Here is a 23,411-nt window from a genome sequence, read left to right on the forward strand (position 1 = left end):
GCAGATTTGCGACGATAGCTTTGAGTTACCTCTTTGCTTATTCTTCGCGGCAGGAGCACAATTGAATTTTTAATTAAATCTTTGGTGGAGCCTAGCGGGATCGAACCGCTGACCTCCTGCGTGCAAGGCAGGCGCTCTCCCAGCTGAGCTAAGGCCCCAAAAGAGAATTATATGGTGGGCCTAAATGGACTCGAACCATCGACCTCACGCTTATCAGGCGTGCGCTCTAACCAGCTGAGCTATAGGCCCCTTTTGAAGTTATATTAGATATAGTTGTCATAATAAATCTTCAAAACTGAACACAAAACGTTAATGTTGGTTTGACCTCAGAAGGTCAACCATTCCGTTAATAATCCTTAGAAAGGAGGTGATCCAGCCGCACCTTCCGATACGGCTACCTTGTTACGACTTCACCCCAATCATCTGTCCCACCTTCGACGGCTGGCTCCCAAAAGGGTTACCCCACCGGCTTCGGGTGTTACAAACTCTCGTGGTGTGACGGGCGGTGTGTACAAGGCCCGGGAACGTATTCACCGCGGCATGCTGATCCGCGATTACTAGCGATTCCGGCTTCATGTAGGCGAGTTGCAGCCTACAATCCGAACTGAGAACGGTTTTATCGGATTAGCTCCCCCTCGCGGGTTGGCAACCGTTTGTACCGTCCATTGTAGCACGTGTGTAGCCCAGGTCATAAGGGGCATGATGATTTGACGTCATCCCCACCTTCCTCCGGTTTGTCACCGGCAGTCTCCTTAGAGTGCCCAACTAAATGATGGCAACTAAGAACAAGGGTTGCGCTCGTTGCGGGACTTAACCCAACATCTCACGACACGAGCTGACGACAACCATGCACCACCTGTCACCACTGTCCCCGAAGGGAAAGCTATGTCTCCATAGCGGTCAATGGGATGTCAAGACCTGGTAAGGTTCTTCGCGTTGCTTCGAATTAAACCACATGCTCCACCGCTTGTGCGGGCCCCCGTCAATTCCTTTGAGTTTCAGTCTTGCGACCGTACTCCCCAGGCGGAGTGCTTAATGCGTTAGCTGCAGCACTAAGGGGCGGAAACCCCCTAACACTTAGCACTCATCGTTTACGGCGTGGACTACCAGGGTATCTAATCCTGTTTGCTCCCCACGCTTTCGCGCCTCAGTGTCAGTTACAGACCAGAAAGTCGCCTTCGCCACTGGTGTTCCTCCAAATCTCTACGCATTTCACCGCTACACTTGGAATTCCACTTTCCTCTTCTGCACTCAAGTCCCCCAGTTTCCAATGACCCTCCACGGTTGAGCCGTGGGCTTTCACATCAGACTTAAAGGACCACCTGCGCGCGCTTTACGCCCAATAATTCCGGACAACGCTTGCCACCTACGTATTACCGCGGCTGCTGGCACGTAGTTAGCCGTGGCTTTCTAATAAGGTACCGTCAAGGTACAGCCAGTTACTACTGTACTTGTTCTTCCCTTACAACAGAGTTTTACGATCCGAAAACCTTCTTCACTCACGCGGCGTTGCTCCATCAGGCTTTCGCCCATTGTGGAAGATTCCCTACTGCTGCCTCCCGTAGGAGTCTGGGCCGTGTCTCAGTCCCAGTGTGGCCGATCACCCTCTCAGGTCGGCTACGCATCGTCGCCTTGGTGAGCCGTTACCTCACCAACTAGCTAATGCGCCGCGGGCCCATCCTATAGCGATAGCGTAAACCATCTTTCAACATTCCAACAGGAGAAGGAATGTATTATTCGGTATTAGCCCCGGTTTCCCGGAGTTATCCCCAACTATAGGGCAGGTTGCCCACGTGTTACTCACCCGTCCGCCGCTAACTTTAGAAAAGCAAGCTTTTCTAAAGTCCGCTCGACTTGCATGTATTAGGCACGCCGCCAGCGTTCGTCCTGAGCCAGGATCAAACTCTCCATAAAAGAGAAAATTTGATAAAGCTCAAATTTTGTGCTGGCATCAATTTTGATGTCCAAAATTTTGTCTCTCTAATTCAATAGAAGAAACTATGTTCATTAACGTTTTGTTGTTCAGTTTTCAAGGTTCATTTGTTTCAGTCGTTTTTCAGCGACTTCTCTATACTAACATTTCAATTTAACTCTGTCAACAACTTTCTAACAAGTTTTTTTCAGAAGTTCCTTGTTTTATGTTAGCTTTCTTATACCGCATCAGCGACGTTTTCTATAATACAACTCATCTAATAGAAAAGTCAACACTTTCTAAAAAAAAAGTTTCGAGGCGATTATTTTGCCCCGAAACTAAAATCAATCCAAGCCCTTGAAGCAATACTCTAATTCAATCACTCATAAGCAGAAGTTGCAAAGTCTTTATCTACTTTATAATGTCTGTGATAGATTAATCCACTCTTTGAAAGTTTTGATTCAACAATAATATATCCTTTATCGATTAAATACTCTACAAATACTTCTAAGTCTTTAGCATAATACTTCAACTCATTATGATTATGTAATTCCTGTGTTGTCCATGTATCTTTTGACAGCATCGTTTCTAATATATGTTGCGCACCGTCATGCGTTCGCGAATTAATTAAGAATTCAATCGCTAAAAACAAAAGCTCCAGTCTTTTTTCTAAGCTTTCTGTACTCATCACAAGCTCTTCGTATAATTTATAAATAGAAGGCTCTAGCTTTTTCACTTGCGACCAAACTGTTACTTCTGGATATAATCCATTTTCAATAACGGCTAATCGAGCTAGATGATGCAAGGAATCAACTACGTGGTTATAGGAGTCAAAATGATTACCTCTATTAAAGAACTCTTTCCCTTCTAAATAACGACGAATCAATTTAGAAAATTGAATACCTGTTTTTAGTTTGCGACCTAGGAAAGGAAACTCCTGTAGCTTTAATCGCAAATTTGAAAGATACTCGTTTCGATCGAACATAACCTTCCCGTGGAAAATCCAGTCTACAATTCTTCTATCTAAACCTACATTCAATCGTTTATTTAATAACTCTTCTGTAATCACATGCATCGCCATTTTTTTATCTTCGTGTAAATAATGTTTTGTATAGATCGGCAGTTCCGCTTCTTTTACAACAATTAGTAACACCGCGTCAAAAGTATCCGTAACACTCATCGTTTCTTCACGCTTAGTCACCAGAATAACACCAAGTGTATCTGACTGGCTTGCACGCTCTTGGTAGATCGGGCGCAAAATGTGCTCCATAATAATCCTCCTAAATTACAATTACGTTAATTTGTTTTTCGACATCTGTAAATAGAATCCTTCTTTTAGTTAACTTATTAAAAGAACTTGTTTTGAATGAAAAAGTTCCAGCTTTACTATTATGAATATATGCTTAAAAATTTCTATACTTTCTTATCCTCAAATGAAAACGTTCTATGTTATAGTAGAATCTAGATTGGGAGGCTAAAGAATTATGGCAAAAAAATATAAAAATAAGATAAATAAGATTCGCTCATTTGCCCTATCTCTAATTTTCATCGGTTTCGTGATTATGTATGGGGCAATCTTCTTCCGCGAAAATCAAATATTGGTTATTATCTTCATGACAGTAGGTTTATTATGCATTATCGGCAGTACTGCTGTATATGGATGGATTGGTTTACTTTCAACAAGAGCTGTACAAGTAGTATGTCCAAATTGCAATAGACATACGAAGGTACTTGGCCGTGTTGATATGTGTATGTACTGTAATGAACCACTTACACTTGATCCAACTTTAGTGGGTAAAGAATTCAATCAAGATTATAATAAAAAGAATTAACACCACTGTCGACTCTTTAATAGAGTCGGCTTTTTTCATTCACAAAATGCAAAAAACCTAGCAACATATCGTTACTAGGCTTTAAATTTGACTACAATACTTGTTTACCGGTATTTTCAAGACATTCTTGGCAAGTACCGTATAGTTCTAGACGATGTGAATGTACCTTATAGCCTGTTACATGCGATGCAAATTGCTCCACTTCGTTTAACCCTGGATAATGGAAATCCACAATCTTCCCACAGGATTCACAAATCATGTGATAATGGTCATTTGTAACAAAATCAAATCGACTTGCTGCATCTCCATATGTTAGTTCCTTCACTAAACCTGATTCACGGAATACACGTAGGTTATTGTAAACAGTTGCTACACTCATATTCGGAAACTTACCTTCTAGAGCTTTATATATTTCATCTGCAGTTGGATGTGTCATTGATTCAATTAAATATTCCAAAATAGCATGACGCTGCGGAGTAATTCTTACACCAGTTGTCTTTAACGTGTCTAGGGCATTTTTTAAATGCATTTCAGACATCGCCATGCACCTCTTTCTACTTAATTCTTAGTTTATAATAGTTATAATTAGTGTACCCAAATTATCGATTGTAGTCAACAATTCCTTATCTTCTACTGATAGTTTAACTCAACAGATAATAAAAAATTACAAGCTTTCACCAATTGTTATTATAAATATAAGAAAATCCTAGTATATGGTCTATACTAAGATTTTCAATATACATATTTTATTCTCAATAACCACGTAAAATATTCATTTTATTCTCAATGTTTGTATCCCCAGCTAGATATTTTTCTAGGCTCGGTATAAAGATTTCCAAACTTCTCTCTAAATAACGCGAGGAATGGCTTGAGCAATGTGGAGAAATCGTAACATTATCTAACTCCCAAAGCTTACTTTCAAGCGGAAGCGGCTCTTCTTCAAAAACATCAAGTACCGCGTGCTGAATTTGCTGTTCCTCAAGCGCACGAATTAATACACTTGTCTCTACTAAATTTCCTCTACCAAAATTCATAAAGATTGCATTGTCTTTCATTAATTGAAAATGCTCGTATTTAATTAAATGCTCGGTTTCTTTCGTGCTCGGTAAAACTGAAATGACGATATCAGTTTTTGGGAGGTGCTCTGAAATCTCATCCATACGAAATGTTTCATTCATATACTCTGCTGGATTTCCACTACGGTTACAGCCAATTGTATAAACATCAAATGCCTGTAGTAACCTTCCAATTTCCCCACCAATCGCACCAGGTCCAATGATTAACGCCGTACTGCCATTAAGCTCAGTTGGACGACCGCCTCTTTTGTCCCAAACTTTATTTCTTTGATTATTATAAATCGTTGGCAATATACGTTTGATAGATAAAATATGTGCAAGAATTGATTCAGTCATTGGCTTTTTATGAATCCCACGAACGTTCGATACAAGGATATTTCGTTGTGCAATTGCTTCCTTAGGCATTTTTTCTACGCCAGCAGAGGCCACGAAAATCCATTTTAAGTTTTGTGCTTTAGCAATATCTTCAGCTGATAAATCCTCACCGTATGTAACAATCACTTCAGCCGTTTCTAAATCGTTATCAACAATCCCCTTACGAAATGCAAACTCAATCTCTGGAAACTGATCTACCAATTGTTTTTGTAAATCTGGTCTTGAATCAAATGTAAAATAAACTCTCATTCCCATTCCCCTCCACGGTATATATTGTAATTTATTGTAAGCTCGATAAAACTTCCTCGATATGATTTTTCACTTTAACTTTACGCCATTCCTTCTCAATAATTCCCTCTTCATTTATAAGAAAGGTCGAACGTTCAATCCCCATAAACTCACGGCCATACATTTTCTTTAATACCCACACGCCGTATTTTTCCGCTACTTCATGGTCTTCATCGACTAATAATGAAAATGGCAGACCATACTTTTCTATAAACTTAGTATGCTTACTGGCACCGTCACCACTTACGCCAAGGATTACAGTATTTAAATCCGAAAATTCTTCATGGCGATCACGAAAATCACATGCCTCTGTAGTACAGCCAGGTGTCATATCTTTAGGGTAAAAATACAGCACTACCTTTTTACCTTGAAAATCCTTTAACGCTACTTGCTCTTCTTTTTCATTTAATAATGTAAATTCGGGCGCTTCCATATTTACTAACGATTCCATAAATCTACCTCCCTTTTCTATATCGTACAAAAGAAGGGTACGAGTTTCAAATTCTTTGGCATTCGCTTTCCATTAGGTCTACAATAGGATGTGAAATTAATGAGGAGGCTTTACAAATGAATCATACAAAATCAGAAGAAATCCAAGTAAAAGCATTAGAGCATATTGTTGGTGGTGTAAATAGTCCATCACGTTCTTATAAAGCAGTTGGCGGCGGAGCTCCAGTTGTAATGGCCAGAGGAAAAGGAGCATACTTTTGGGATGTCGATGGCAATCAATACATTGATTACTTAGCAGCTTACGGTCCTATTATTACTGGATTTGGTCACCCACATATCGCTCAAGCAATTTCTCATGCAGCAGAAACAGGCGTTTTGTTCGGGACACCAACAGAGCATGAGGTCAAATTTGCCAAAATGCTAAAAGACGCCATTCCTTCATTAGATAAAGTACGTTTTACAAACTCTGGTACGGAAGCTGTGATGACTACTGTCCGTGTAGCTCGCGCATATACTGGCCGTACGAAAATCATCAAATTTGCAGGCTGCTATCATGGACACTTTGACCAAGTATTAGTTGCTGCTGGCTCTGGTCCTGCTACTCTTGGTTCTCCTGATTCTGCCGGTGTGCCTGTCGCAGTAGCTACAGAAGTAATTACAGTACCATTTAATAATAAAGAAGAATTCCAAATGGCAATTGATAAATGGGGCGATGAAGTTGCTGCTATTCTAATTGAGCCTATCGTTGGGAACTTTGGTATTGTTGAGCCTAAACCAGGATTTTTAGAATTTGTTCATGCAACAGCTAAAGAAAAAGGTGCATTAACTATTCATGATGAAGTAATTACGGCATTCCGTTTCCACTACGGTGCTGCTCAGGATTTACTTGGTTTAACACCAGACTTAACAGCTATGGGTAAAATTATCGGTGGCGGCCTACCAATCGGAGCCTATGGTGGTCGAAAAGAAATTATGGAAACAGTTGCCCCACTTGGCCCAGCATACCAAGCTGGAACAATGGCGGGTAATCCTGCATCAATGCTTGCCGGAATCGCATGTCTCGAGGTTTTAAAACAGCCTGGTGTATATGAGGAAATGGATCGCCTAGGAGCCCTGCTTGAACAAGGAATTTTAGAGGCTGCAGAGAAACATGGAGTTACGATTACAGTTAACCGATTAAAAGGTGCATTAACTCTTTACTTTACAAATGAAAAAGTAGAAAACTACGAGCAAGCTGAAAATTCTGATGGTGAAACATTCGGTCGCTTCTTTAAATTAATGCTTTCAAAAGGAGTAAACCTTGCCCCTTCTAAATACGAAGCATGGTTCTTAACAACCGAGCATAAAGAAGAAGATATCATCCAAACACTGTCAGCAGTGGATTATGCCTTTTCTCAATTAAAATAATTTGATAATAAAATTTACTTATAATTTTATTTCTATATCTATACACTAAACTAGTTGACCCAGGTGAGAAAATTAGGTAAAGTAATGTGATTTCCCCTCATTGAAGAGGGGTAAAAGTATTTAAAAAAGAGAGGGCGTATATCTACATGCAATTAGGTGCCCGTGTATTAAAAACAGGTGTTGCAATTGTATTTGCACTTTTTCTCGCAGATTTACTAAATCTACCTTCACCTGTTTTCGCTGGGATTGCGGCAATCTTTGCAATTCAACCATCTATTTATCGTTCTTATTTGTCAATCCTTGAACAGCTTCAGGGCAATTTGATCGGCGCAACAGTAGCTGTGTTATTTGGTTTAGCTTTTGGACACCACATCGTTTCCATTGGTATTGCAGCCATCATTGTAATCGGGCTTATGAGAAAATTCAAGCTCGATAGCTCTATGTCACTAGCACTTGTTACAGTGGTTGCGATTATGGTATACGAGGGAAATGACTTTTTAGAGTTCGGTGTTGAGCGGTTTTTAACGGTTATGGTCGGCGTTTTTGCTGCCTTTATCGTGAATTTAGTATTTCTTCCACCTCGATATGAAGTTAAATTATTTACAATGATTGATTCGCTGCAGGATGATATTATTCGTTGGACTCGATTAGCTGCCAGACAAGCATCGGAGCATATTTCAACGAAAGCTGCCTTAAACAAATTTCATGAACGTCTGAGCGAAGTTGAAAAAATGTATGATTTCTATAAAGAGGAACGACATTACTCCAAGAAAAAACGTTTTGTCCAAGCACGCAAGCTCGTGATTTATCGTCAAATGATTATAACAACCAAAAAAAGCATGGAGCTATTGCATCGTTTGCATAAGCATGAAAATGAAATTTCTAATTTACCTGTCCAGTTTAGAGAGATGGTTCAGGAGCGTCTTGATTTCTTACTTACCTTCCATGAACAGCTACTTTTAAAATTCACTGGCAAGCTAAAACCTGAGCATTCCAAATGGGTAGACGAACAGGATAAAAAGTATGTAGATGTAATGGAACAGCTTATCCATCAAATTGCATTGGAGCAAAAGCGTGAAGGCGAAGAGGAATTTTCAAGCTATCATTTGTTCTACCTCTTCTCTAGACTTTTGGATTATGAGGAGAATCTAGAACATTTAGATACCTTAATCGTTTCATATAGAAGCTACCATAGCGAGGAAAAAAATTCTGATTTAGAACAAAGCTTTTACTAGAAAGCCCATATTTACCTTTGGTTAATCTCCCCAGATATCAAACTTCTGGGGAGTTTTTATGTTCACTGAAGCTTGTCCATATCTACCAACTGAATAAAGCCTCGATCATATTGAATGATACCTTGCTTTTTCCACTTACTTAAGTAGGTTGTTACCTTTTGCCGACTGCACCCTACCATAAAAGAAATTTCTTCGTGTGTTAATGGGATATTGATAGTAGGTACCCCATTTTCCATCGTTGCCAGCTTCATCAAAAACCAGCTAATTCTCTCTGGTACAGTCATTTTCGAATGGACATAGACTAATTGTTTTGCCTCTGCTAATTGCCGAACCATTGAATAAAGCATCACACTTTCAATAGCTGACAGATTTTCTAAATGTTTTAATAGCACCTCAATAGGGAAAGCGAGAAGTGTAGAATCCGTTAATGCTACGGAATACTGAGTATGCTCTATATGATTATTTAATCGATCTAAGAAACCAAACAATTCGCCCTTTTGTAATAGTACGATTGTGACGGGCTGTCCATCATCTGCATCCTCAGCTAGCTTCACCAATCCTTGTTGCAGAAAATAGACGGTATTGATGGCATCCCCTGTTTTATAAATCATTTGTCCTTTTTTCACATATATCTTTTTACTAAATTGCCCTAGCTCTTTAAGCATTTTAAGATCCCCTTCATTCCTTACTATAGTCTATTATAAATATAATTCTGAATTTTTGTAACAAAAGTGACAGAAAGATTAAAATACAAACTCTAAAATGAAAACTAATTAAATCTTAGTATGTTAATATGTTTTATTGGAATGGAGGGTTTAATAATGGCCGAAGAGCATATTATTCTTCAAAATATTCATAAAGAATTTCAAAGAAAAGATCATGCTCCAACAATTGCGTTGGATGATGTTTCCCTAACTATTAAAAAAGGGGAATTTGTTTCCTTATTAGGTCCATCCGGATGTGGGAAATCTACACTTTTAAATATTGTAGCAGGACTAGAAAAAGAGTCTTCTGGAAGTCTACTAGTTAATGATAAACCTATTAAAGGACCAGGTAATGATCGAATTGTCGTTTTCCAGGAATCTGGATTATTCCCATGGTTAAGTGTATTAGACAATGTTATGTACGGACTACTTATTAAAAAAGTACCCAAGGAAGAAGCGAAAAGTCGTGCACTAAATTGGCTACAAAAAGTACACCTTGGAAATTTCGCTCACGCAATGCCTCATGAATTATCAGGAGGCATGAAGCAACGTGTTGCTATTGCTCGAGCACTAGTTACAGATCCAGAGATTCTCTTAATGGATGAACCATTTGCTGCTTTAGATGAGCAAACTCGAATGGTGCTACATAAGGAGCTTGATAAGCTTTGGCGTGATACTGGAAAGACAATCATTTTCGTCACTCATAATATTCGTGAAGCAGTTGTATTATCTGACCGAATTGTGTTAATGAAAACGCGTCCCGGTGGTATTAAAAACATATTCCCGGTGCAAGCTGCTCGACCTAGAAGTTCTTCAGACAGCATTTTAATACATTTAGAAAATCGAATATTAACAGAGCTTGAACAAGAAATGGAAAAAGTGCTGAAGGAGGAATTAGGCAGTGATTACGCTCTTAAGACGGACCATCTTCGTGTTGATCCTAATAACAATATGGGAAGCGATATCTAAATTTGAAGTTTTCCCAGCATTTATGTGGCCACCATTAATCATTCCTAATGACCCGGGTGGCGTTACCGTTGTAAAAACATTAATAAACGGAATAATAAGTGGACAATTATTAGAGGCTACTGGTTCTTCCCTAATCCGTTTATTTATCGGCTTTTTTGTAGCTGTTGTCATCGGATTTGTACTTGGCTTCTTAATCTACAAATACAAAATTGTCGACGATACACTAGGCTTTTTTGTAACAAGCTTACAAGCCATTCCAAATATCGTCTGGATGCCATTAGCAATTCTTTGGTTTGGATTAGGTGTTGGCTCTGTAATCTTCATCGTAATTTTAGGGGCAGCCCTTTCGATTACCATTACATCCAGTACTGCATTTAAGAGTGTCCCTCCCCTACTGATTCGTGTAGCAAGCACAATGGGGTCGTCAGGGTTCCACCTATTTAGAACGGTTATCTTTAATTCAACAATTCCGCAGCAAATTGCTGGATTGCGTTTAGCTTGGGCATTAGCTTGGCGTGCAGTTTTAGCTGGTGAATTACTTGGAGGCAGTGGTGGTCTTGGAACACTTCTTGACCTAGGTCGCTCCATCCAAGCCATGGATTTAATCTTTAGTATTATGATCATAATCGGAATAATCGGTTCCTTTATCGACAACTTTATCTTTGTAAGAATTGAACGCTTTGTATTAAGAAAATGGGGTATCCAAACTGCCCACTAAGGAGAAGAAAAAATGAAAAAGAATATTTTATTTTTAACTATCTTGACCCTCGTAATTACAGTCCTTGCTGCTTGTGGTGATGGCGATGAATCAAACGCTGAAAAGGATTCTGTAAGTGAAGTTCGTATTGGGTACTTCCCAAATATGACTCATATCGCAACTATCATTGCACTTGAAAAAGGCTTCTATACTGAACAGCTTGGTGAAGATATTAAAATTACTACTAGCACATTTAACGACGGTTCCGCTTTTATGGAAGCAATGTCTACAAACTCAATTGATATCGGAACAGTTGGTCCTACACCAGCATTAAACACATTTGTGAAAAATCCAGAGCATGAAATTATTGCTGGAGCAGTTAATGGTGGAGCAGTTCTTGTTGTTGGGAAAGATTCAGGTATTAATAGTGTTGAAGATTTAAAAGGTAAAAAGGTTGCAGTACCAACTTTCGGTAGTACACAGGATGTAGGTTTAATGAAATCTCTTCAAGATGCTGGGTTAACAGCAAATTCTACTGGAAATGCAGATGTTACTACAATCAAACAAGCTCCTGCTGATACTGCAGCATTAATGTTAAAGGGTGAAATCGAAGCAGCAGCTACACAAGAGCCATGGGGCGTTAACATCGAAACTAATGGTAATGCAAAGCTATTATTAGATGCATCAGAATTTGCTTGGGGCAGTGATTCTACTAATACAGTAGTAGCTGCAAGAAAAGCTTTTACTTCTAATAATCCAGAACTAACGAAAAAGGCTTTAATAGCACATAAACAAGCAGTTGACTTCATTAACGAAAATCCAGAAGAAGCAATTCAGCTATTCCTTGATCATGTAAAAGGACTTACTGGAAAAGAATTATCAAAAGACGAAGTAACAAAAGCATTTGCTCGCTTAACTCCTACAACGGATGTTAAAGAAGAAATTTTAAAAGAAATGGCTACAATTTCTAAGGAAGCCGGCTATATTTCTACAGATAACATTGATGGGTTAGTAAACCTTTCTTATTTAGAGGAAGCATTAAAATAATCATTCACAAAAAGTTCCATAAGGCTAATAAAATAGTCAGCCTGAAGGAAAAGTTTTATAATAAAGAAAGACCAAAAGCTAGGCAGTGAATGTTGCCTAGCTTTTGTCAATTTACTAAAGAGGTGTTTATCATGAAATTACATAATAATATTCTCGAATTAGTTGGAAACACGCCAATCGTTAAACTAAATAAATTACCCACCCAAAACGGTGCGAAGGTTTATATGAAATTAGAATCGTTTAATCCTGGTGGCAGTGTAAAAGACCGTGCCGCATTAAATATGATTGTTCAAGCTGAAAAAGACGGTAAACTCATTCCTGGTGTTAGTACTGTAATTGAGCCTACTTCAGGAAACACCGGGATTGGGCTTGCAATGGTCTGTGCAGTAAAAGGCTACCCTTGTATTATTACAATGCCGGATAACGCTACAAAGGAACGTGTTCAGCTAATGCAGGCTTATGGTGCTGAAGTTCACCTTACTCCTGCAAATTTACGTATGCAAGGCTCCATTGACGAAGCTATACGTATCGCAGAAGGAATTCCAAACAGCTTTATTCCCCTTCAGTTCGATAACCAAGCAAATGCTGATGCACATCGAACTACTACTGCAGTAGAAATTTTAGAAGCATTTGAAGAACAATTGGATGTTCTTGTGTTAACTGCTGGTACAGGTGGTACTGTTACCGGCACTGGAGAAGAGCTAAAAAAACACCTTCCTAATTTAAAAATTTATGTAGTGGAACCTGCTGGATCTCCAGTGTTAGCTGGTGGTGATCCAGGACCTCACAAAATTCCGGGAACAGGACCTGGGTTTATCCCAAACATTTTAAATCCTGAAGTATTCGATGAGATTCTTCATATTGATGATGAAGATGCACAAACTGTCGCTCGAAGACTTGCAGCCGAAGAAGGCATTTTAGTTGGTGCTTCTGGTGCAGCATCAGCTTACTTTGCTATCGAACTAGCTAAAAAGCTCCCTTCATCACAAAGAGTACTTTGTTTAGCTCCAGATACAGGCGAACGTTATTTATCATCTGATTTATTTCCTATAGACTAATAACAATTAAGAAAAGGGTGAGCCAATTTCAGCTCACCCTTTCTAATTAATTTTTCATCTTCGGGTCTAATGCATCCCTTAATCCATCACCCATTAGGTTAAATCCAAGAACAGTTAGCATAATTGCAAGCCCTGGGAAGAACATCGTCCATGGTGCTGTCATCAAGTGCACTCGAGCATCCGCAAGCATTTTCCCCCATTCAGGCTGAGGTGCTTCTGCTCCTAATCCTAAAAAGCTTAAGGCAGCAGCTTCAATAATTGCTGTAGCAATTGCTAAAGTCCCCTGAACAATCACCGGTGAAAATGAATTCGGTAAAATATGTCTCCATAATATTCGAGAGTCCCTCATACCAATTGCCTTTGCAGCTACTATATATTCTTCCTCTTTAACACTCAATACCTTCGAACGAATTAACCGTCCGAAATTCGGAATGTTGATAATGGCAATGGCTATCAGTGCATTCTGTAAGGAAGGACCTAAGATTGACACGATAGCGATTGCTAGTAAAATGCTTGGGAAAGCTAGCATAATATCAAATATTCTTGAAATAATTGTATCAATAAAGCGTCCGTAAAAACCTGCAATCACTCCTAAAAAGCTCCCTGCCACTACTGACAAAATAACGGATAAGAACCCTACCGCTAGAGAAATCCTGGCACCGTAAACTACTCTCGAAAATATATCTCTACCAAAATCATCTGTCCCTAGCCAATAATCACTCGAAGGAGGGGCTAACCGCAAACTTGGATCTGATAATTTCTGTTCATTTATTCCTTCTGGTGCTATCAATGGACCAAATATAGCAAGTAGAATGAAAAACACAACGATGGCCGTCCCAACAAGGGCTGCTTTACTTTTTTTAAAGCTTCGCCATGCCACCTTCCACGGTCCCACTACCTTCTCTTCTTTTACATTTAAATTGACTGAATTAGAAACTAGCTCTGGCATGAATCCCACTCCCCTCTAGTTATATTTGATTCGTGAATCAATAGCTGAATATAGAATATCGACAATCAGGTTAATCATTACAAACATAAAGGCAACGATTAAGATGCCGGACTGGATCACTGTGTAATCTCGGTAACCAATTGCTTCATAAATATAGCGACCAATTCCTGGCCAGCTGAAAATTGTTTCAGTTAAAATCGCTCCACCTAAAAGGAGTCCTGTTTGTAAGCCAATAATCGTAATAATCGGAATTAATGCGTTCTTTAATGCATGCTTATAAACAACCTTGCCCATTCTTTGACCTTTGGCACGAGCAGTTCGAATATAATCCGATCGCAGTACCTCGAGCATGGAGGAGCGTGTCATACGAGCAATGATGGCCATTGGAATCGTAGCAAGAGCCATACCAGGTAATATTAAATGCTTAATCGTTAACCAGAATTGATCTATCCGGCCATTTATTAACGTATCAATCAAATTAAAATGGGTGATAGCTTGTACTGGGTCCCTTACCTCTTCTCGACCTGATGTTGGAAGCCATTTCAACTCAAGACTGAATGCCCATTGCTCCATTAAGCCAAGCCAAAAAATCGGCATTGATACTCCTATTAAAGCTATAACCATCGCAATATAGTCAAACCAAGAATTTTGGAACCACGCTGAGATAATCCCTGCATTCATGCCAATAATTACTGCTATAATCATGGCGAAAACAGCTAACTCAATTGTTGCTGCTAAATACGGCCATACCTCTGCTGAAATAGGCTGTCTTGTTCGAAGTGACTCACCTAAGTCACCTGTTAAAAGCCCTTTTAAGTAATCAAAATATTGGATATACCACGGTTGGTCAAGACCAAGTTTCTCTCGTAAAGCTTTAGTCGCTTCTTCTGTAGCTTGCTGCCCTAATATCACTTGAGCCGGATCGCCAGGTATCGCACGGATAATCAAAAATACGATAAAGGTCATTCCTAATAACACAGGAATCAAATGAAAAATCCGTTTCCCTATGTAACGAAGCATAACTTCACCTCTCTTTTAAGTTTTGTACCAGGTACACAAACAATTTCGAATTGTTTGTGTACCTGGTACCGTTTGTTTTATTCGATAGATACGTTTACTAAGCTTTCAGAGCCTGTTGGGTGCGGTAGGTAACCTGTTACACCTTTTTTCCCTGCTAATAATGGGATTGAGTGTGCCAAAGGAACCCATGGAGCATCCTCATGAATGATTTCTTGTGCTTGTTTGTATAAATCGCTGCGCACTTCTTCGTCAGTTTCAGATTGTGCTGCAATTAACAATTCGTGAACTTCATCGTTTGAATAGTGAGCGTAGTTGTTACTACCAATCGTATCTTTGTCTAATAATGTGTAAATGAAGTTGTCGGCATCGCCATTATCACCAGTCCATCCTAATAAGAATGCATCGGCTTCTCCATTTTTAGCTTTTTCTAAATAAGTTGCCCATTCAAATTGAACAATTTTTGAAGGAATGCCAACATCACTTAGGTTTTTCTGAATCGCTTCAGCTACCTTTTGTCCATCTGGCATATACGGACGTGGCACAGGCATCGCCCAAAGCTCAATTTCTCCACCGTCATAGCCAGCTTCAGCTAATAATTCCTTCGCTTTTTCAGGATTGTATTCATATCCTGCAATTTCTTCATTGTAGCCACTGATTGACGAAGGCATTGGGTTTACCGCAACCTCAGCACGACCTTGGAAGAAAGCATCAACAATTGCTTGTTTGTCAATTGCATAATTCACTGCTTGACGTACTAGCTTATTGTCAAATGGTGGACGTGTATTTGTTAAACCTAAATAACCAATGTTCATTGAAGGACGCTCGATCAATTGTAAATCAGCGTTTGATTCTACAGTCTGAGCATCTGAAGGATTCACTCCATCAGCCAAGTCAATTTCACCCGTCATTAAAGCATTTAAACGAGCTGAGTTATCTGGAATTGCACGGAAGATAATTGTGTCAAGTTTAGGTAGTCCCTCTTGCCAGTACTCTTCATTTTTCGCAACTGTGATTGAGTCATTACGTTTCCATTCAACAAATGTAAATGGACCAGTACCTACAGGATTATCTCCAAATGACTCTCCTGCTGCTTCAAACGCAGTTGGTGAAGCAATAGCAAATGGACTCATTGCAATATTTTTTAAGAATGGTGCTTGTGGACGAGAAAGTGTGAATACTACAGTTAAGTCATCAGTAGCTTCAACACTTGCAATGATGTCTTTACCCTCAGCCTTAAACATTGAGTTAAAGTAATAGAACTGTTCTTCAGCTCCACCCTTCCAGCGTTCAACGTTTTTCACAACTGCTTCAGCATTGAAGTCAGTGCCATCATGGAATTTAACTCCTTCTTGTAAATGGAAAGTATATTCTAAACCATCTTCACTAACTTCCCAGTCATGTGCTAAACCAGGGTTAATCGTTGTATCTTGTTCTCCAAAGTTCAGTAATGTTTCGAAAATATTTTCTGTTACTTTGAAGGATTCTCCGTCAGTAACGATTGCAGGGTCTAGTGATACAGAATCTCCACCACGACCAAAAACTAGAATTTGAGGAACTGCTTCTTCTGTTTCTTCTGTTGTTGTTCCATCATTTGTTTCTTCACTTGTTTCTGCTGGCTCTTCAGTTGTTCCTTCTTCAGCGCTACACGCAGCTAACAGGACTGAAAGAGCAAGCAACATAATTAGTCCGAAAGACCACAGCTTGCTTTTCTTCATAAATACCCTCCCTATTTCCCTAAAATGTATATGTCATTGCTGTGCATCATTTGAAAAATATGATTAGTACTAGAATTAGCAAAATCACTTTTTCTCTAATATCGATTTCGAATCACTTCTAATCAGTACTATATAAATGACACGCAACAGAGTGACCTGGTTTGACTTCTACTAAATCTGGTATTTTCATTTTGCAAGTAATGGTTGCATAGGGGCATCTTGCCTGAAATTTACATCCTGTATCTGTTACAGAGCTTGCTATGTCCCCTGCTATTATCATCTTTTCCCGCTCAAAAGTAGGATCAGGAATTGGTACTGCTGATAATAATGCTTGTGTATATGGATGTAGAGGCTCGGCATATAAGGATTCACTTTCCGCTAACTCTACGACACTACCTAAATACATAACTGCTACTCGGTCGCTAATATGGCGCACAACCCCTAAGTCATGTGCTATAAAAATATAAGTAAGCTTTAAATCCTCCTGCAATCTTTGCATCAAGTTAAGCACTTGGGCTTGGATCGAAACATCTAAAGCAGATACCGGCTCATCCGCAATAATAAGCTTTGGGTTTGTCATGAGAGCTCGTGCAATTCCAACTCGCTGCCTTTGTCCCCCACTAAATTGATGTGGATAGCGTTTGCCGTGATAGCTGTCAAGCCCGACAATCTCTAAATATTCGGCAACCTTTTCTTTCCGTTCCTGAGAATTTCCAATCCCATGAACGATTAAAGGCTCTTCAAGGATTTTCTGCACTGTATGTCTAGGATTTAAAGAAGCGTAAGGATCCTGAAACACCATTTGGATATCTCTTCTTTTTTGACGCATCCCTTTTTTAGACAATCTAGAAAGGTCTTCACCATTAAACTCAATTGAGCCAGAGGTCGGTTCTAGTAGACGCATAATTGTTCGTCCAGTGGTTGATTTTCCACAACCAGACTCTCCCACTATGCCAAGTGTTTCCCCTTCAAACACCTCAAAAGAAACATCATCAACTGCTTTGACATGACTTATTTTCTTAAAAGAAGTAGTACGTTTTGGAAAATACTTTTTTAAGTTATTGACCTTCAACAACACGTTCTGCAAGAGCGATTCCCTCCGTTTCCTGTAAAAAGCATCTTGATTTATGCACATTCATCTCACTTACTTCATATAAAGGTGGATTCTCTGTCACACATCGTTCTGTTGCATAATCACAACGTGGGGCAAAGCGACACCCCATTTCAATAGAACCGGGCTTCGGGACATTTCCCTTAATGGAATATAAGTTGTCCTTCTTGTAGCGCATATCAGGAACAGACTGTAGTAAGCCCTTTGTATAAGGATGCTGAGGGTTTTTAAAAATCTCCGCAACGGGCGCCTCCTCTACAATTTGACCTGCATACATCACCACTACTCGCTCGCAAACCTCCGCAACAACTCCTAAGTCATGCGTTATCAGTAAAACTGCCGTTTTAAATTGGCTATTAAGTTCCTTCATCAATTTTAAAATTTGAGCTTGAATGGTTACATCTAGTGCAGTTGTTGGCTCATCTGCAATTAATAGCTTCGGATTACATAGTAAAGCCATCGCAATCATTACACGCTGGCGCATACCTCCTGATAATTGATGAGGATAGTCCTTCATCAGCTCCTCTGCTCTTGGCAAACCTACTAACTTCATCATTTCGATTGCTTTACTAGCAGCTTCCTTCTTTTTCAATTTCTTGTTGTGCAATAAAATCGCTTCAGTCAGCTGATTCCCAATTGTGTAGAGAGGATTTAAGGAAGTCATCGGCTCCTGGAAAATCATCGCTACATCTTTCCCACGAATTTTCCGCATTTGCTTTTCCGTTTGTTTCGTTAAATCTATGTCGCCTAGAAGAATTTGACCGGATGTAATTTTCCCTGGAGGTGAAGGAACTAACCCCATTATTGATAGAGATGTTACACTTTTTCCGCACCCCGACTCTCCTACAATTCCTAAAATTTCACCTTCATTAATATGAAAATCAATATGATCAACTGCAGGGACTCTCCCATCTTCTGTGAAAAATGTTGTTTCTAAATCTTTTACTTGTAATAGTACGTTTCCTTCCATCATGTCCCTCCATGTATAAAGTGACTGTCAAAACTAGTATCACTTTTCCTTTTTCTATTACTTTGAAAAAATTGATAGATTGTAATCTAGTAATTCATATTTTTTATGCTAAAAAAATTGAAAATATCACAAAATATTTTCGACAAAAATCCGCAGATTCGTTACTTTATCACGCTAATTCTCTAAATTCTCCTTACTTGCAATTTTGCAAAACCTTTTAGTAGCGCGGTAATCAAAGGCAAATTTAGGCAAAATAAAAAAACTCAAGAAAGTCGAAATTTGACTGTCTTGAGCTTTTTTTGTCGTAAATTTTTTAAAAACAATTAGTAATATTTCAAGTATATCTCTAATAAAGACATATAGATTTTGCGATTTTTAGCGAAATCTTCTCTAATCTAATTTTTGAATTTGGAATAAATCATAGTAAACCCCTTGTTTCTTCATTAAGGATTCATGATTCCCCTCTTCCACTAATTCACCATGGTCGATAACGAAGATTTTATCTGCATGTGTAATTGTAGATAATCGATGAGCAATAATAATTGTAGTCCGATTACTTGCCAAACGTTCTAAAGAATCCTGGATTAATGCTTCGCTTTCTAAATCAAGCGCTGAGGTAGCCTCGTCCAATACTAGTATCGGTGGATTTTTAAGGAACACACGGGCAATGGCAACTCGTTGCTTTTGACCGCCTGAAAGCTTAACTCCACGCTCCCCAACCTTTGTATCGTACCCATCTGGTAAAGTCATGATAAAATCATGGGCATTTGCCGCCTTCGCTGCAGCAATAACTTCATCATCTGTAGCATCAGGTCGTCCCATTAAAATATTCTGTTTAACAGAATCACTAAATAGGATATTATCCTGTAGAACGATTCCGATTTGTGCTCGAAGGGAATGAATAACCACATCATTTACATCGGTATCATCAATCTTAACAGCTCCACCCGTTACATTGTAAAAACGAGGGATCAAACTAACAATTGTTGATTTTCCTCCACCACTCATCCCTACAAATGCAGCAGTTTCACCAGGCTTGATATTAAAGTTGATATTTTTCAATATCATTTGACCATCTTTTTCATATTGGAAATTGACATTTTCAAATGACACTTGTCCTTTAACTGATGGGAGCTCACGTGAATTTTCCTTATCTTTCACATCATATTCTTCATCCATTAACTCAAACATACGATCCATTGATGCAATAGATTGAGTCAAAGTTGTAGAAGAGTTTACTAAACGACGCAATGGACTATATAAGCGTTCAATATAAGCATAAAATGCAGCCATTGTCCCCACTGATAGATCACCCTGAATTGCTCGATAACCTGCATACCCAATTACAAGTAAAGGCGCAATATCGGTGATGGTGTTTACTACAGCAAAGGATTTCGCATTCCACTTTGTATGGTCTAGTGCACGATCTAAAAATTCTCCATTTTCTTTATCAAAAATATTCTGTTCGTGCTTTTCTAGAGTGAAGCTTTTAATGATACTTATTCCGCTTACTCTTTCATGCAGATAGCTTTGAACATGTGCTAAGGCTTGCGAACGTTTTCTCGTTAAATCACGAAGCTTTCCAAAGAAATACCTCACACTTATTCCAAAGAACGGCAATGCAATGATTGCAACTAATGTTAACTTTACATCCATCGCTAGCATGATTCCAATGGCGATTAAGATAGTTGCTACATCTAGCCAAAGATTCATTAAGCCTATCATGATAAAGTTTTTGGTTTGCTCTACATCATTGATGACACGAGAAATAACTTCCCCTGCCCGTGTATTGGCGTAATATTTCAAACTTAACTTTTGTAAGTGACCGAATAATTCCTGACGAATATCGAATAATACTTTGTTTCCAACATGCTGAGCAAAATATTGTCGATAATATTCTATTGGTGGACGAATGATGAAGAATAATATAACAGTCCCACCTAACCAATAAACGAGCTGCGTAATTTTTTCGCTGTCTGTTAAATCGGGAGCACCAATAATATCATCAATAACAATCTTAATGAGTATCGGAATAAATAGAGGGATTGCAAATTTTAAAATACCAATAAAAATGGTCAGTAGAATCTCCCATCGATAGGGCTTCACAAAGCGCATATAACGTTTAATACTATCCAATATTTCACTTCCTTTATAAACAACACAAAATGTATGAAAAGGTGCCCGTTTTTGGACACCTGTTTAACACTATACTCTAGTTTGGGAGTAATTACATCTACAGTGATTTTCGCTTAGTAATAGCTCTGATATTTCCTGCGCTAGTTACACATCATACCTAGTAGTCTACAAGTTGTATCTTCATGCATTCCTCCATATTCCCTCATTTCTAATCTACAAATCCAGTTTCTTTTAGATTTAAAAAGTCTACTGGCCGGCAGTAGACTTGAGTGCTTATTTTTCTTTTGATTGCATTTCTTTGTTAAATAAGTAGCGGTTTGTCCAGACTTCGATAAAATCGGGGGCAAAGGGGCCTCTTTTTTGCTTGATCCAGCTTTCTAGCTTATTCACATTACGCTTTAGAATTTTATCGATTACTTCTGGGTAGCCCATATCTTTTTTATGTTGCTCGTATTCATCTTCATCTAGTAATGTATACGACATATCCGGAAAGACTTTTATATCTAGATCATAGTCGATATATTTTATCGCATTATTATCAAAGACATAGGGCGAACTCACATTACAGTAGTAATACACGCCATCCTCACGAAGCATACAAATAATATTGAACCAATGCTCTGCATGAAAATAGCAAATTGACGGCTCCCTTGTTAGCCAAGTACGGCCATCGGATTCTGTTACAAGAGTACGCTCATTTGCTCCAATAAATATATTCTTTGTTCCTTTTAGAACCATCGTTTCTTGCCAGACACGGTGGATGCGACCATTATGTTTATAACTATGTATTTGTATCGTTTCTCCTTCTATAGGTATTGTCATGTAAAGCCCACCTTTTCGTCTCTATGTATGTATTTACATCGCTTGGTGATATTTTTGTCCAATTTGAAAATTTCAATCATCTAGCAACTATTAGGTTCTATTATAGCAATGCTAATCAAAAACTTGTAGCTTGAAGAACATATTTTTCAAATAAGTTGGCAAAAATTAGATTAAATGCGGTTTTATGTATGTATGATGGGCTCAGAAATTAAAGCTAAAAAATTAAGGTATAGACAGTAAATGTCTATACCTAAAAGTGAATTCACTTTACCTAAAGCTCGAGCTAGGGTGACTAATTAGTAGTCGTTGTCGTTGTTGTTGTTATTGTTGTTATTGTTGTTGTTATTGCGTTGGTTGTTTTGTTGGTTTTGCTTTTGGTTTTGTTGGCTTGCTTGTTGGAAATCTTGATCCACAGCAAACTCTTCGTTGTTGTTATTGTTGTTATTGTTGTTGTTATTGTTGTTGCGGTTGTTGTTTTTAGCCATGATTATCACCTCCGTAAAAATATTGTTGACGGAAGGCTACCAGATTATTCGACAAACTTAAAATAAGTTAATTCAGAACATTCAAAATTTTCAACATTGGCACTGGCATGGGTAAAGCCTTTATTTGTTCAATTGTAAGAAATTGTACGGCATCAGGCAGCTCACTTTTTTGTTCAATCTGTACCTGAGTGCATTCCAACTCCCATGTTAGATGTGAAAAAATATGCTTAAACTTCAATAATTCTTTATCAATGTGATTTAAAATCTGAACATTGTAATTTTCCTGGAATACTTCCTCGCTATCGGCTTTTTCAGTTACCTCAATCATCGGGAATTGCCACATGTCAGCTAATAGTCCCTCGCTCGGGCGTTTCTCTAGTAAGCATTGCCCTTCCTGATTCATTGCAACAAAAACCTTAAACTGTACTTTTTTGGTTTTGACTTTTTTCGATTTGATAGGCAGCTTATCTGCATCACCTTCACTAAAAGCAATGCAATAATCTCGCACTGGGCAAAGTAAGCATTTTGGGGAAGTTGGCGTACAAATCATAGCACCAAGATCCATCAAGGCCTGATTGAAATCCCCTGGGTACTGTTCATCTATCAGCATCTCTACAGCTTCCTCAAACACTTTACGCGTTTTGGGCAAGGCAATATCTTCTTCTATATGTAGCACCCTACTTAATACTCGCATGACATTCCCATCTACTGCATGCTCCGCTTTTTGATAGGCAATACTTAAAACTGCCCCTGCTGTATATGGACCAACACCTTTTAGCTTAGAGATGTCATGGCGATTGTCAGGGACCACTGCATTATATTTTTCTACAACCTCTTTCACACCTGCCTGTAAATTTCGGGCACGGGAATAATAACCGAGACCTTCCCACATTTTTAATAACTCTTCTTGAGGAGCAAAAGCAAGGTCTTGTAAAGTAGGATATTTCTCTAAAAAGCGATTGTAATATGGGATAACCGTATCAACCCTTGTCTGCTGGAGCATAACCTCCGAAACCCATATTTTGTAGGGATCCGATGTCCGTCTCCAAGGTAAATCTCGTTTCTCTTTGTTAAACCATTCCACTAAATTCAGTCGAAACTCATTTGTATATTGATAATTCATAATATCCTCCGCTAACGATTTTAAATTATA

The 23,411-nt window shown here is 38.7% G+C and carries 21 protein-coding genes, 2 tRNA genes and 1 rRNA gene; 7 read left to right on the forward strand and 17 right to left on the reverse strand.

Going from position 1 to position 23,411, the window contains the following annotated elements:
• Window positions 1–82: 82 nt before the first annotated feature.
• The 4 genes from LG296_RS16175 to LG296_RS16190 form a co-directional block, all read right to left on the reverse strand.
• Window positions 83–158 (reverse strand) — tRNA-Ala (locus LG296_RS16175).
• Between the two features lie 14 nt (window positions 159–172).
• Window positions 173–249: transfer RNA gene (locus LG296_RS16180), tRNA-Ile, on the reverse strand.
• 111 nt (window positions 250–360) lie between these two features.
• Window positions 361–1,914 (reverse strand): 16S ribosomal RNA (locus LG296_RS16185).
• 377 nt (window positions 1,915–2,291) lie between these two features.
• The gene (locus LG296_RS16190) at window positions 2,292–3,182 is read right to left on the reverse strand and encodes a nucleotidyltransferase-like protein (RefSeq protein WP_107937147.1); all 891 of its coding nucleotides are present in this window, start codon (window positions 3,180–3,182) and stop codon (window positions 2,292–2,294) included.
• Window positions 3,183–3,396: 214 nt separating this feature from the next.
• Here LG296_RS16190 and LG296_RS16195 point away from each other — a divergent pair, with 214 nt between their 5' ends.
• Window positions 3,397–3,744 carry a DUF2614 family zinc ribbon-containing protein gene (locus LG296_RS16195; RefSeq protein ID WP_107937145.1) on the forward strand — a complete coding sequence of 116 codons (348 nt, stop codon included), beginning with the start codon at window positions 3,397–3,399 and terminating at the stop codon, window positions 3,742–3,744.
• Between the two features lie 91 nt (window positions 3,745–3,835).
• Here the strand turns inward: LG296_RS16195 and perR are convergent, their stop codons facing one another.
• The 3 genes from perR to bcp all read right to left on the reverse strand — a co-directional run bounded on the left by perR (window position 3,836) and on the right by bcp (window position 5,934).
• Window positions 3,836–4,282, reverse strand: a complete 447-nt coding sequence (perR, locus tag LG296_RS16200) for a peroxide-responsive transcriptional repressor PerR (RefSeq protein ID WP_107937143.1) — start codon at window positions 4,280–4,282, stop codon at window positions 3,836–3,838.
• A 214-nt stretch (window positions 4,283–4,496) separates the two neighbouring features.
• Window positions 4,497–5,444, reverse strand: coding sequence for an NAD(P)-dependent oxidoreductase (locus LG296_RS16205; protein WP_107937141.1), 948 nt, complete (start codon window positions 5,442–5,444; stop codon window positions 4,497–4,499).
• Window positions 5,445–5,475: 31 nt separating this feature from the next.
• Complete coding sequence (gene bcp / locus LG296_RS16210) at window positions 5,476–5,934, reverse strand: thioredoxin-dependent thiol peroxidase (RefSeq protein ID WP_107937139.1); 459 nt, start codon at window positions 5,932–5,934, stop codon at window positions 5,476–5,478.
• Window positions 5,935–6,050: 116 nt separating this feature from the next.
• Between bcp and LG296_RS16215 the strand changes: the two genes are divergently transcribed.
• Window positions 6,051–7,340, forward strand: a complete 1,290-nt coding sequence (locus tag LG296_RS16215; protein WP_107937137.1) for a glutamate-1-semialdehyde 2,1-aminomutase — start codon at window positions 6,051–6,053, stop codon at window positions 7,338–7,340.
• Between the two features lie 146 nt (window positions 7,341–7,486).
• Window positions 7,487–8,575 (forward strand): aromatic acid exporter family protein, encoded by a 1,089-nt coding sequence (locus LG296_RS16220; protein ID WP_107937135.1) that lies wholly within the window; start codon window positions 7,487–7,489, stop codon window positions 8,573–8,575.
• A gap of 62 nt (window positions 8,576–8,637) precedes the next feature.
• Here the strand turns inward: LG296_RS16220 and LG296_RS16225 are convergent, their stop codons facing one another.
• Window positions 8,638–9,240 carry a Crp/Fnr family transcriptional regulator gene (locus LG296_RS16225; RefSeq protein ID WP_107937133.1) on the reverse strand — a complete coding sequence of 201 codons (603 nt, stop codon included), beginning with the start codon at window positions 9,238–9,240 and terminating at the stop codon, window positions 8,638–8,640.
• A gap of 156 nt (window positions 9,241–9,396) precedes the next feature.
• On the opposite strand from LG296_RS16225, the gene LG296_RS16230 reads away from it, so the two are divergent.
• The 4 genes from LG296_RS16230 (at window position 9,397) to cysK (ending at window position 13,050) form a co-directional block, all read left to right on the forward strand.
• Window positions 9,397–10,248, forward strand: coding sequence for an ABC transporter ATP-binding protein (locus tag LG296_RS16230; protein ID WP_107937131.1), 852 nt, complete (start codon window positions 9,397–9,399; stop codon window positions 10,246–10,248).
• A 22-nt stretch (window positions 10,249–10,270) separates the two neighbouring features.
• Entirely contained in the window at window positions 10,271–10,966 is a 696-nt protein-coding gene (locus tag LG296_RS16235) for an ABC transporter permease (RefSeq protein ID WP_235867697.1), read from the forward strand.
• Window positions 10,967–10,978: 12 nt separating this feature from the next.
• Window positions 10,979–11,992: an aliphatic sulfonate ABC transporter substrate-binding protein gene (locus LG296_RS16240; protein WP_107937127.1), complete on the forward strand. Its 1,014-nt coding sequence runs from the start codon at window positions 10,979–10,981 to the stop codon at window positions 11,990–11,992.
• Window positions 11,993–12,123: 131 nt separating this feature from the next.
• On the forward strand, window positions 12,124–13,050 hold the full coding sequence (gene cysK / locus LG296_RS16245) for a cysteine synthase A (protein WP_107937125.1): 927 nt from the start codon (window positions 12,124–12,126) through the stop codon (window positions 13,048–13,050).
• A gap of 46 nt (window positions 13,051–13,096) precedes the next feature.
• Here cysK and LG296_RS16250 read toward each other — a convergent pair whose 3' ends face one another.
• The 9 genes from LG296_RS16250 to mutY form a co-directional block, all read right to left on the reverse strand.
• Window positions 13,097–13,999 carry an ABC transporter permease gene (locus tag LG296_RS16250; RefSeq protein WP_107937123.1) on the reverse strand — a complete coding sequence of 301 codons (903 nt, stop codon included), beginning with the start codon at window positions 13,997–13,999 and terminating at the stop codon, window positions 13,097–13,099.
• Between the two features lie 15 nt (window positions 14,000–14,014).
• Entirely contained in the window at window positions 14,015–15,019 is a 1,005-nt protein-coding gene (locus tag LG296_RS16255; protein ID WP_107937121.1) for an ABC transporter permease, read from the reverse strand.
• Between the two features lie 77 nt (window positions 15,020–15,096).
• The gene (locus tag LG296_RS16260) at window positions 15,097–16,734 is read right to left on the reverse strand and encodes an ABC transporter substrate-binding protein (RefSeq protein WP_107937119.1); all 1,638 of its coding nucleotides are present in this window, start codon (window positions 16,732–16,734) and stop codon (window positions 15,097–15,099) included.
• A 118-nt stretch (window positions 16,735–16,852) separates the two neighbouring features.
• Window positions 16,853–17,821, reverse strand: a complete 969-nt coding sequence (locus LG296_RS16265) for an ABC transporter ATP-binding protein (protein ID WP_107937117.1) — start codon at window positions 17,819–17,821, stop codon at window positions 16,853–16,855.
• The gene (locus LG296_RS16270) at window positions 17,793–18,818 is read right to left on the reverse strand and encodes an ABC transporter ATP-binding protein (RefSeq protein ID WP_404427228.1); all 1,026 of its coding nucleotides are present in this window, start codon (window positions 18,816–18,818) and stop codon (window positions 17,793–17,795) included. Before LG296_RS16270 ends, LG296_RS16265 begins: the two co-directional genes overlap by 29 nt.
• A gap of 387 nt (window positions 18,819–19,205) precedes the next feature.
• On the reverse strand, window positions 19,206–20,951 hold the full coding sequence (locus LG296_RS16275) for an ABC transporter ATP-binding protein (protein ID WP_107937113.1): 1,746 nt from the start codon (window positions 20,949–20,951) through the stop codon (window positions 19,206–19,208).
• Between the two features lie 273 nt (window positions 20,952–21,224).
• The gene (locus tag LG296_RS16280) at window positions 21,225–21,773 is read right to left on the reverse strand and encodes a DUF402 domain-containing protein (protein WP_107937111.1); all 549 of its coding nucleotides are present in this window, start codon (window positions 21,771–21,773) and stop codon (window positions 21,225–21,227) included.
• A 296-nt stretch (window positions 21,774–22,069) separates the two neighbouring features.
• Complete coding sequence (locus LG296_RS16285; protein WP_107937109.1) at window positions 22,070–22,258, reverse strand: hypothetical protein; 189 nt, start codon at window positions 22,256–22,258, stop codon at window positions 22,070–22,072.
• Between the two features lie 67 nt (window positions 22,259–22,325).
• Window positions 22,326–23,381, reverse strand: a complete 1,056-nt coding sequence (gene mutY / locus LG296_RS16290; RefSeq protein ID WP_107937107.1) for an A/G-specific adenine glycosylase — start codon at window positions 23,379–23,381, stop codon at window positions 22,326–22,328.
• Between the last annotated feature and the right edge of the window lie 30 nt (window positions 23,382–23,411).

The sequence above is a fragment of the Ureibacillus chungkukjangi genome, assembly GCF_044795995.1.
Taxonomy (GTDB): domain Bacteria; phylum Bacillota; class Bacilli; order Bacillales_A; family Planococcaceae; genus Ureibacillus; species Ureibacillus chungkukjangi.

Excerpts from the sequence above, each read along its gene's own strand:
- LG296_RS16195 (WP_107937145.1), top strand. The coding sequence starts at position 3,397 with ATGGCAAAAAAATATAAAAATAAGATAAATAAGATTCGCTCATTTGCC.
- LG296_RS16215 (WP_107937137.1), top strand. The coding sequence starts at position 6,051 with ATGAATCATACAAAATCAGAAGAAATCCAAGTAAAAGCATTAGAGCAT.
- perR (WP_107937143.1), bottom strand. The coding sequence starts at position 4,282 with ATGTCTGAAATGCATTTAAAAAATGCCCTAGACACGTTAAAGACAACT.
- cysK (WP_107937125.1), top strand. The coding sequence starts at position 12,124 with ATGAAATTACATAATAATATTCTCGAATTAGTTGGAAACACGCCAATC.
- LG296_RS16280 (WP_107937111.1), bottom strand. The coding sequence starts at position 21,773 with ATGACAATACCTATAGAAGGAGAAACGATACAAATACATAGTTATAAA.
- LG296_RS16270 (WP_404427228.1), bottom strand. The coding sequence starts at position 18,818 with ATGATGGAAGGAAACGTACTATTACAAGTAAAAGATTTAGAAACAACA.
- LG296_RS16225 (WP_107937133.1), bottom strand. The coding sequence starts at position 9,240 with ATGCTTAAAGAGCTAGGGCAATTTAGTAAAAAGATATATGTGAAAAAA.
- LG296_RS16255 (WP_107937121.1), bottom strand. The coding sequence starts at position 15,019 with ATGCTTCGTTACATAGGGAAACGGATTTTTCATTTGATTCCTGTGTTA.
- bcp (WP_107937139.1), bottom strand. The coding sequence starts at position 5,934 with ATGGAATCGTTAGTAAATATGGAAGCGCCCGAATTTACATTATTAAAT.
- LG296_RS16250 (WP_107937123.1), bottom strand. The coding sequence starts at position 13,999 with ATGCCAGAGCTAGTTTCTAATTCAGTCAATTTAAATGTAAAAGAAGAG.
- LG296_RS16235 (WP_235867697.1), top strand. The coding sequence starts at position 10,271 with ATGTGGCCACCATTAATCATTCCTAATGACCCGGGTGGCGTTACCGTT.
- mutY (WP_107937107.1), bottom strand. The coding sequence starts at position 23,381 with ATGAATTATCAATATACAAATGAGTTTCGACTGAATTTAGTGGAATGG.
- LG296_RS16260 (WP_107937119.1), bottom strand. The coding sequence starts at position 16,734 with ATGAAGAAAAGCAAGCTGTGGTCTTTCGGACTAATTATGTTGCTTGCT.
- LG296_RS16220 (WP_107937135.1), top strand. The coding sequence starts at position 7,487 with ATGCAATTAGGTGCCCGTGTATTAAAAACAGGTGTTGCAATTGTATTT.
- LG296_RS16230 (WP_107937131.1), top strand. The coding sequence starts at position 9,397 with ATGGCCGAAGAGCATATTATTCTTCAAAATATTCATAAAGAATTTCAA.
- LG296_RS16285 (WP_107937109.1), bottom strand. The coding sequence starts at position 22,258 with ATGGCTAAAAACAACAACCGCAACAACAATAACAACAACAATAACAAC.
- LG296_RS16205 (WP_107937141.1), bottom strand. The coding sequence starts at position 5,444 with ATGAGAGTTTATTTTACATTTGATTCAAGACCAGATTTACAAAAACAA.
- LG296_RS16190 (WP_107937147.1), bottom strand. The coding sequence starts at position 3,182 with ATGGAGCACATTTTGCGCCCGATCTACCAAGAGCGTGCAAGCCAGTCA.
- LG296_RS16240 (WP_107937127.1), top strand. The coding sequence starts at position 10,979 with ATGAAAAAGAATATTTTATTTTTAACTATCTTGACCCTCGTAATTACA.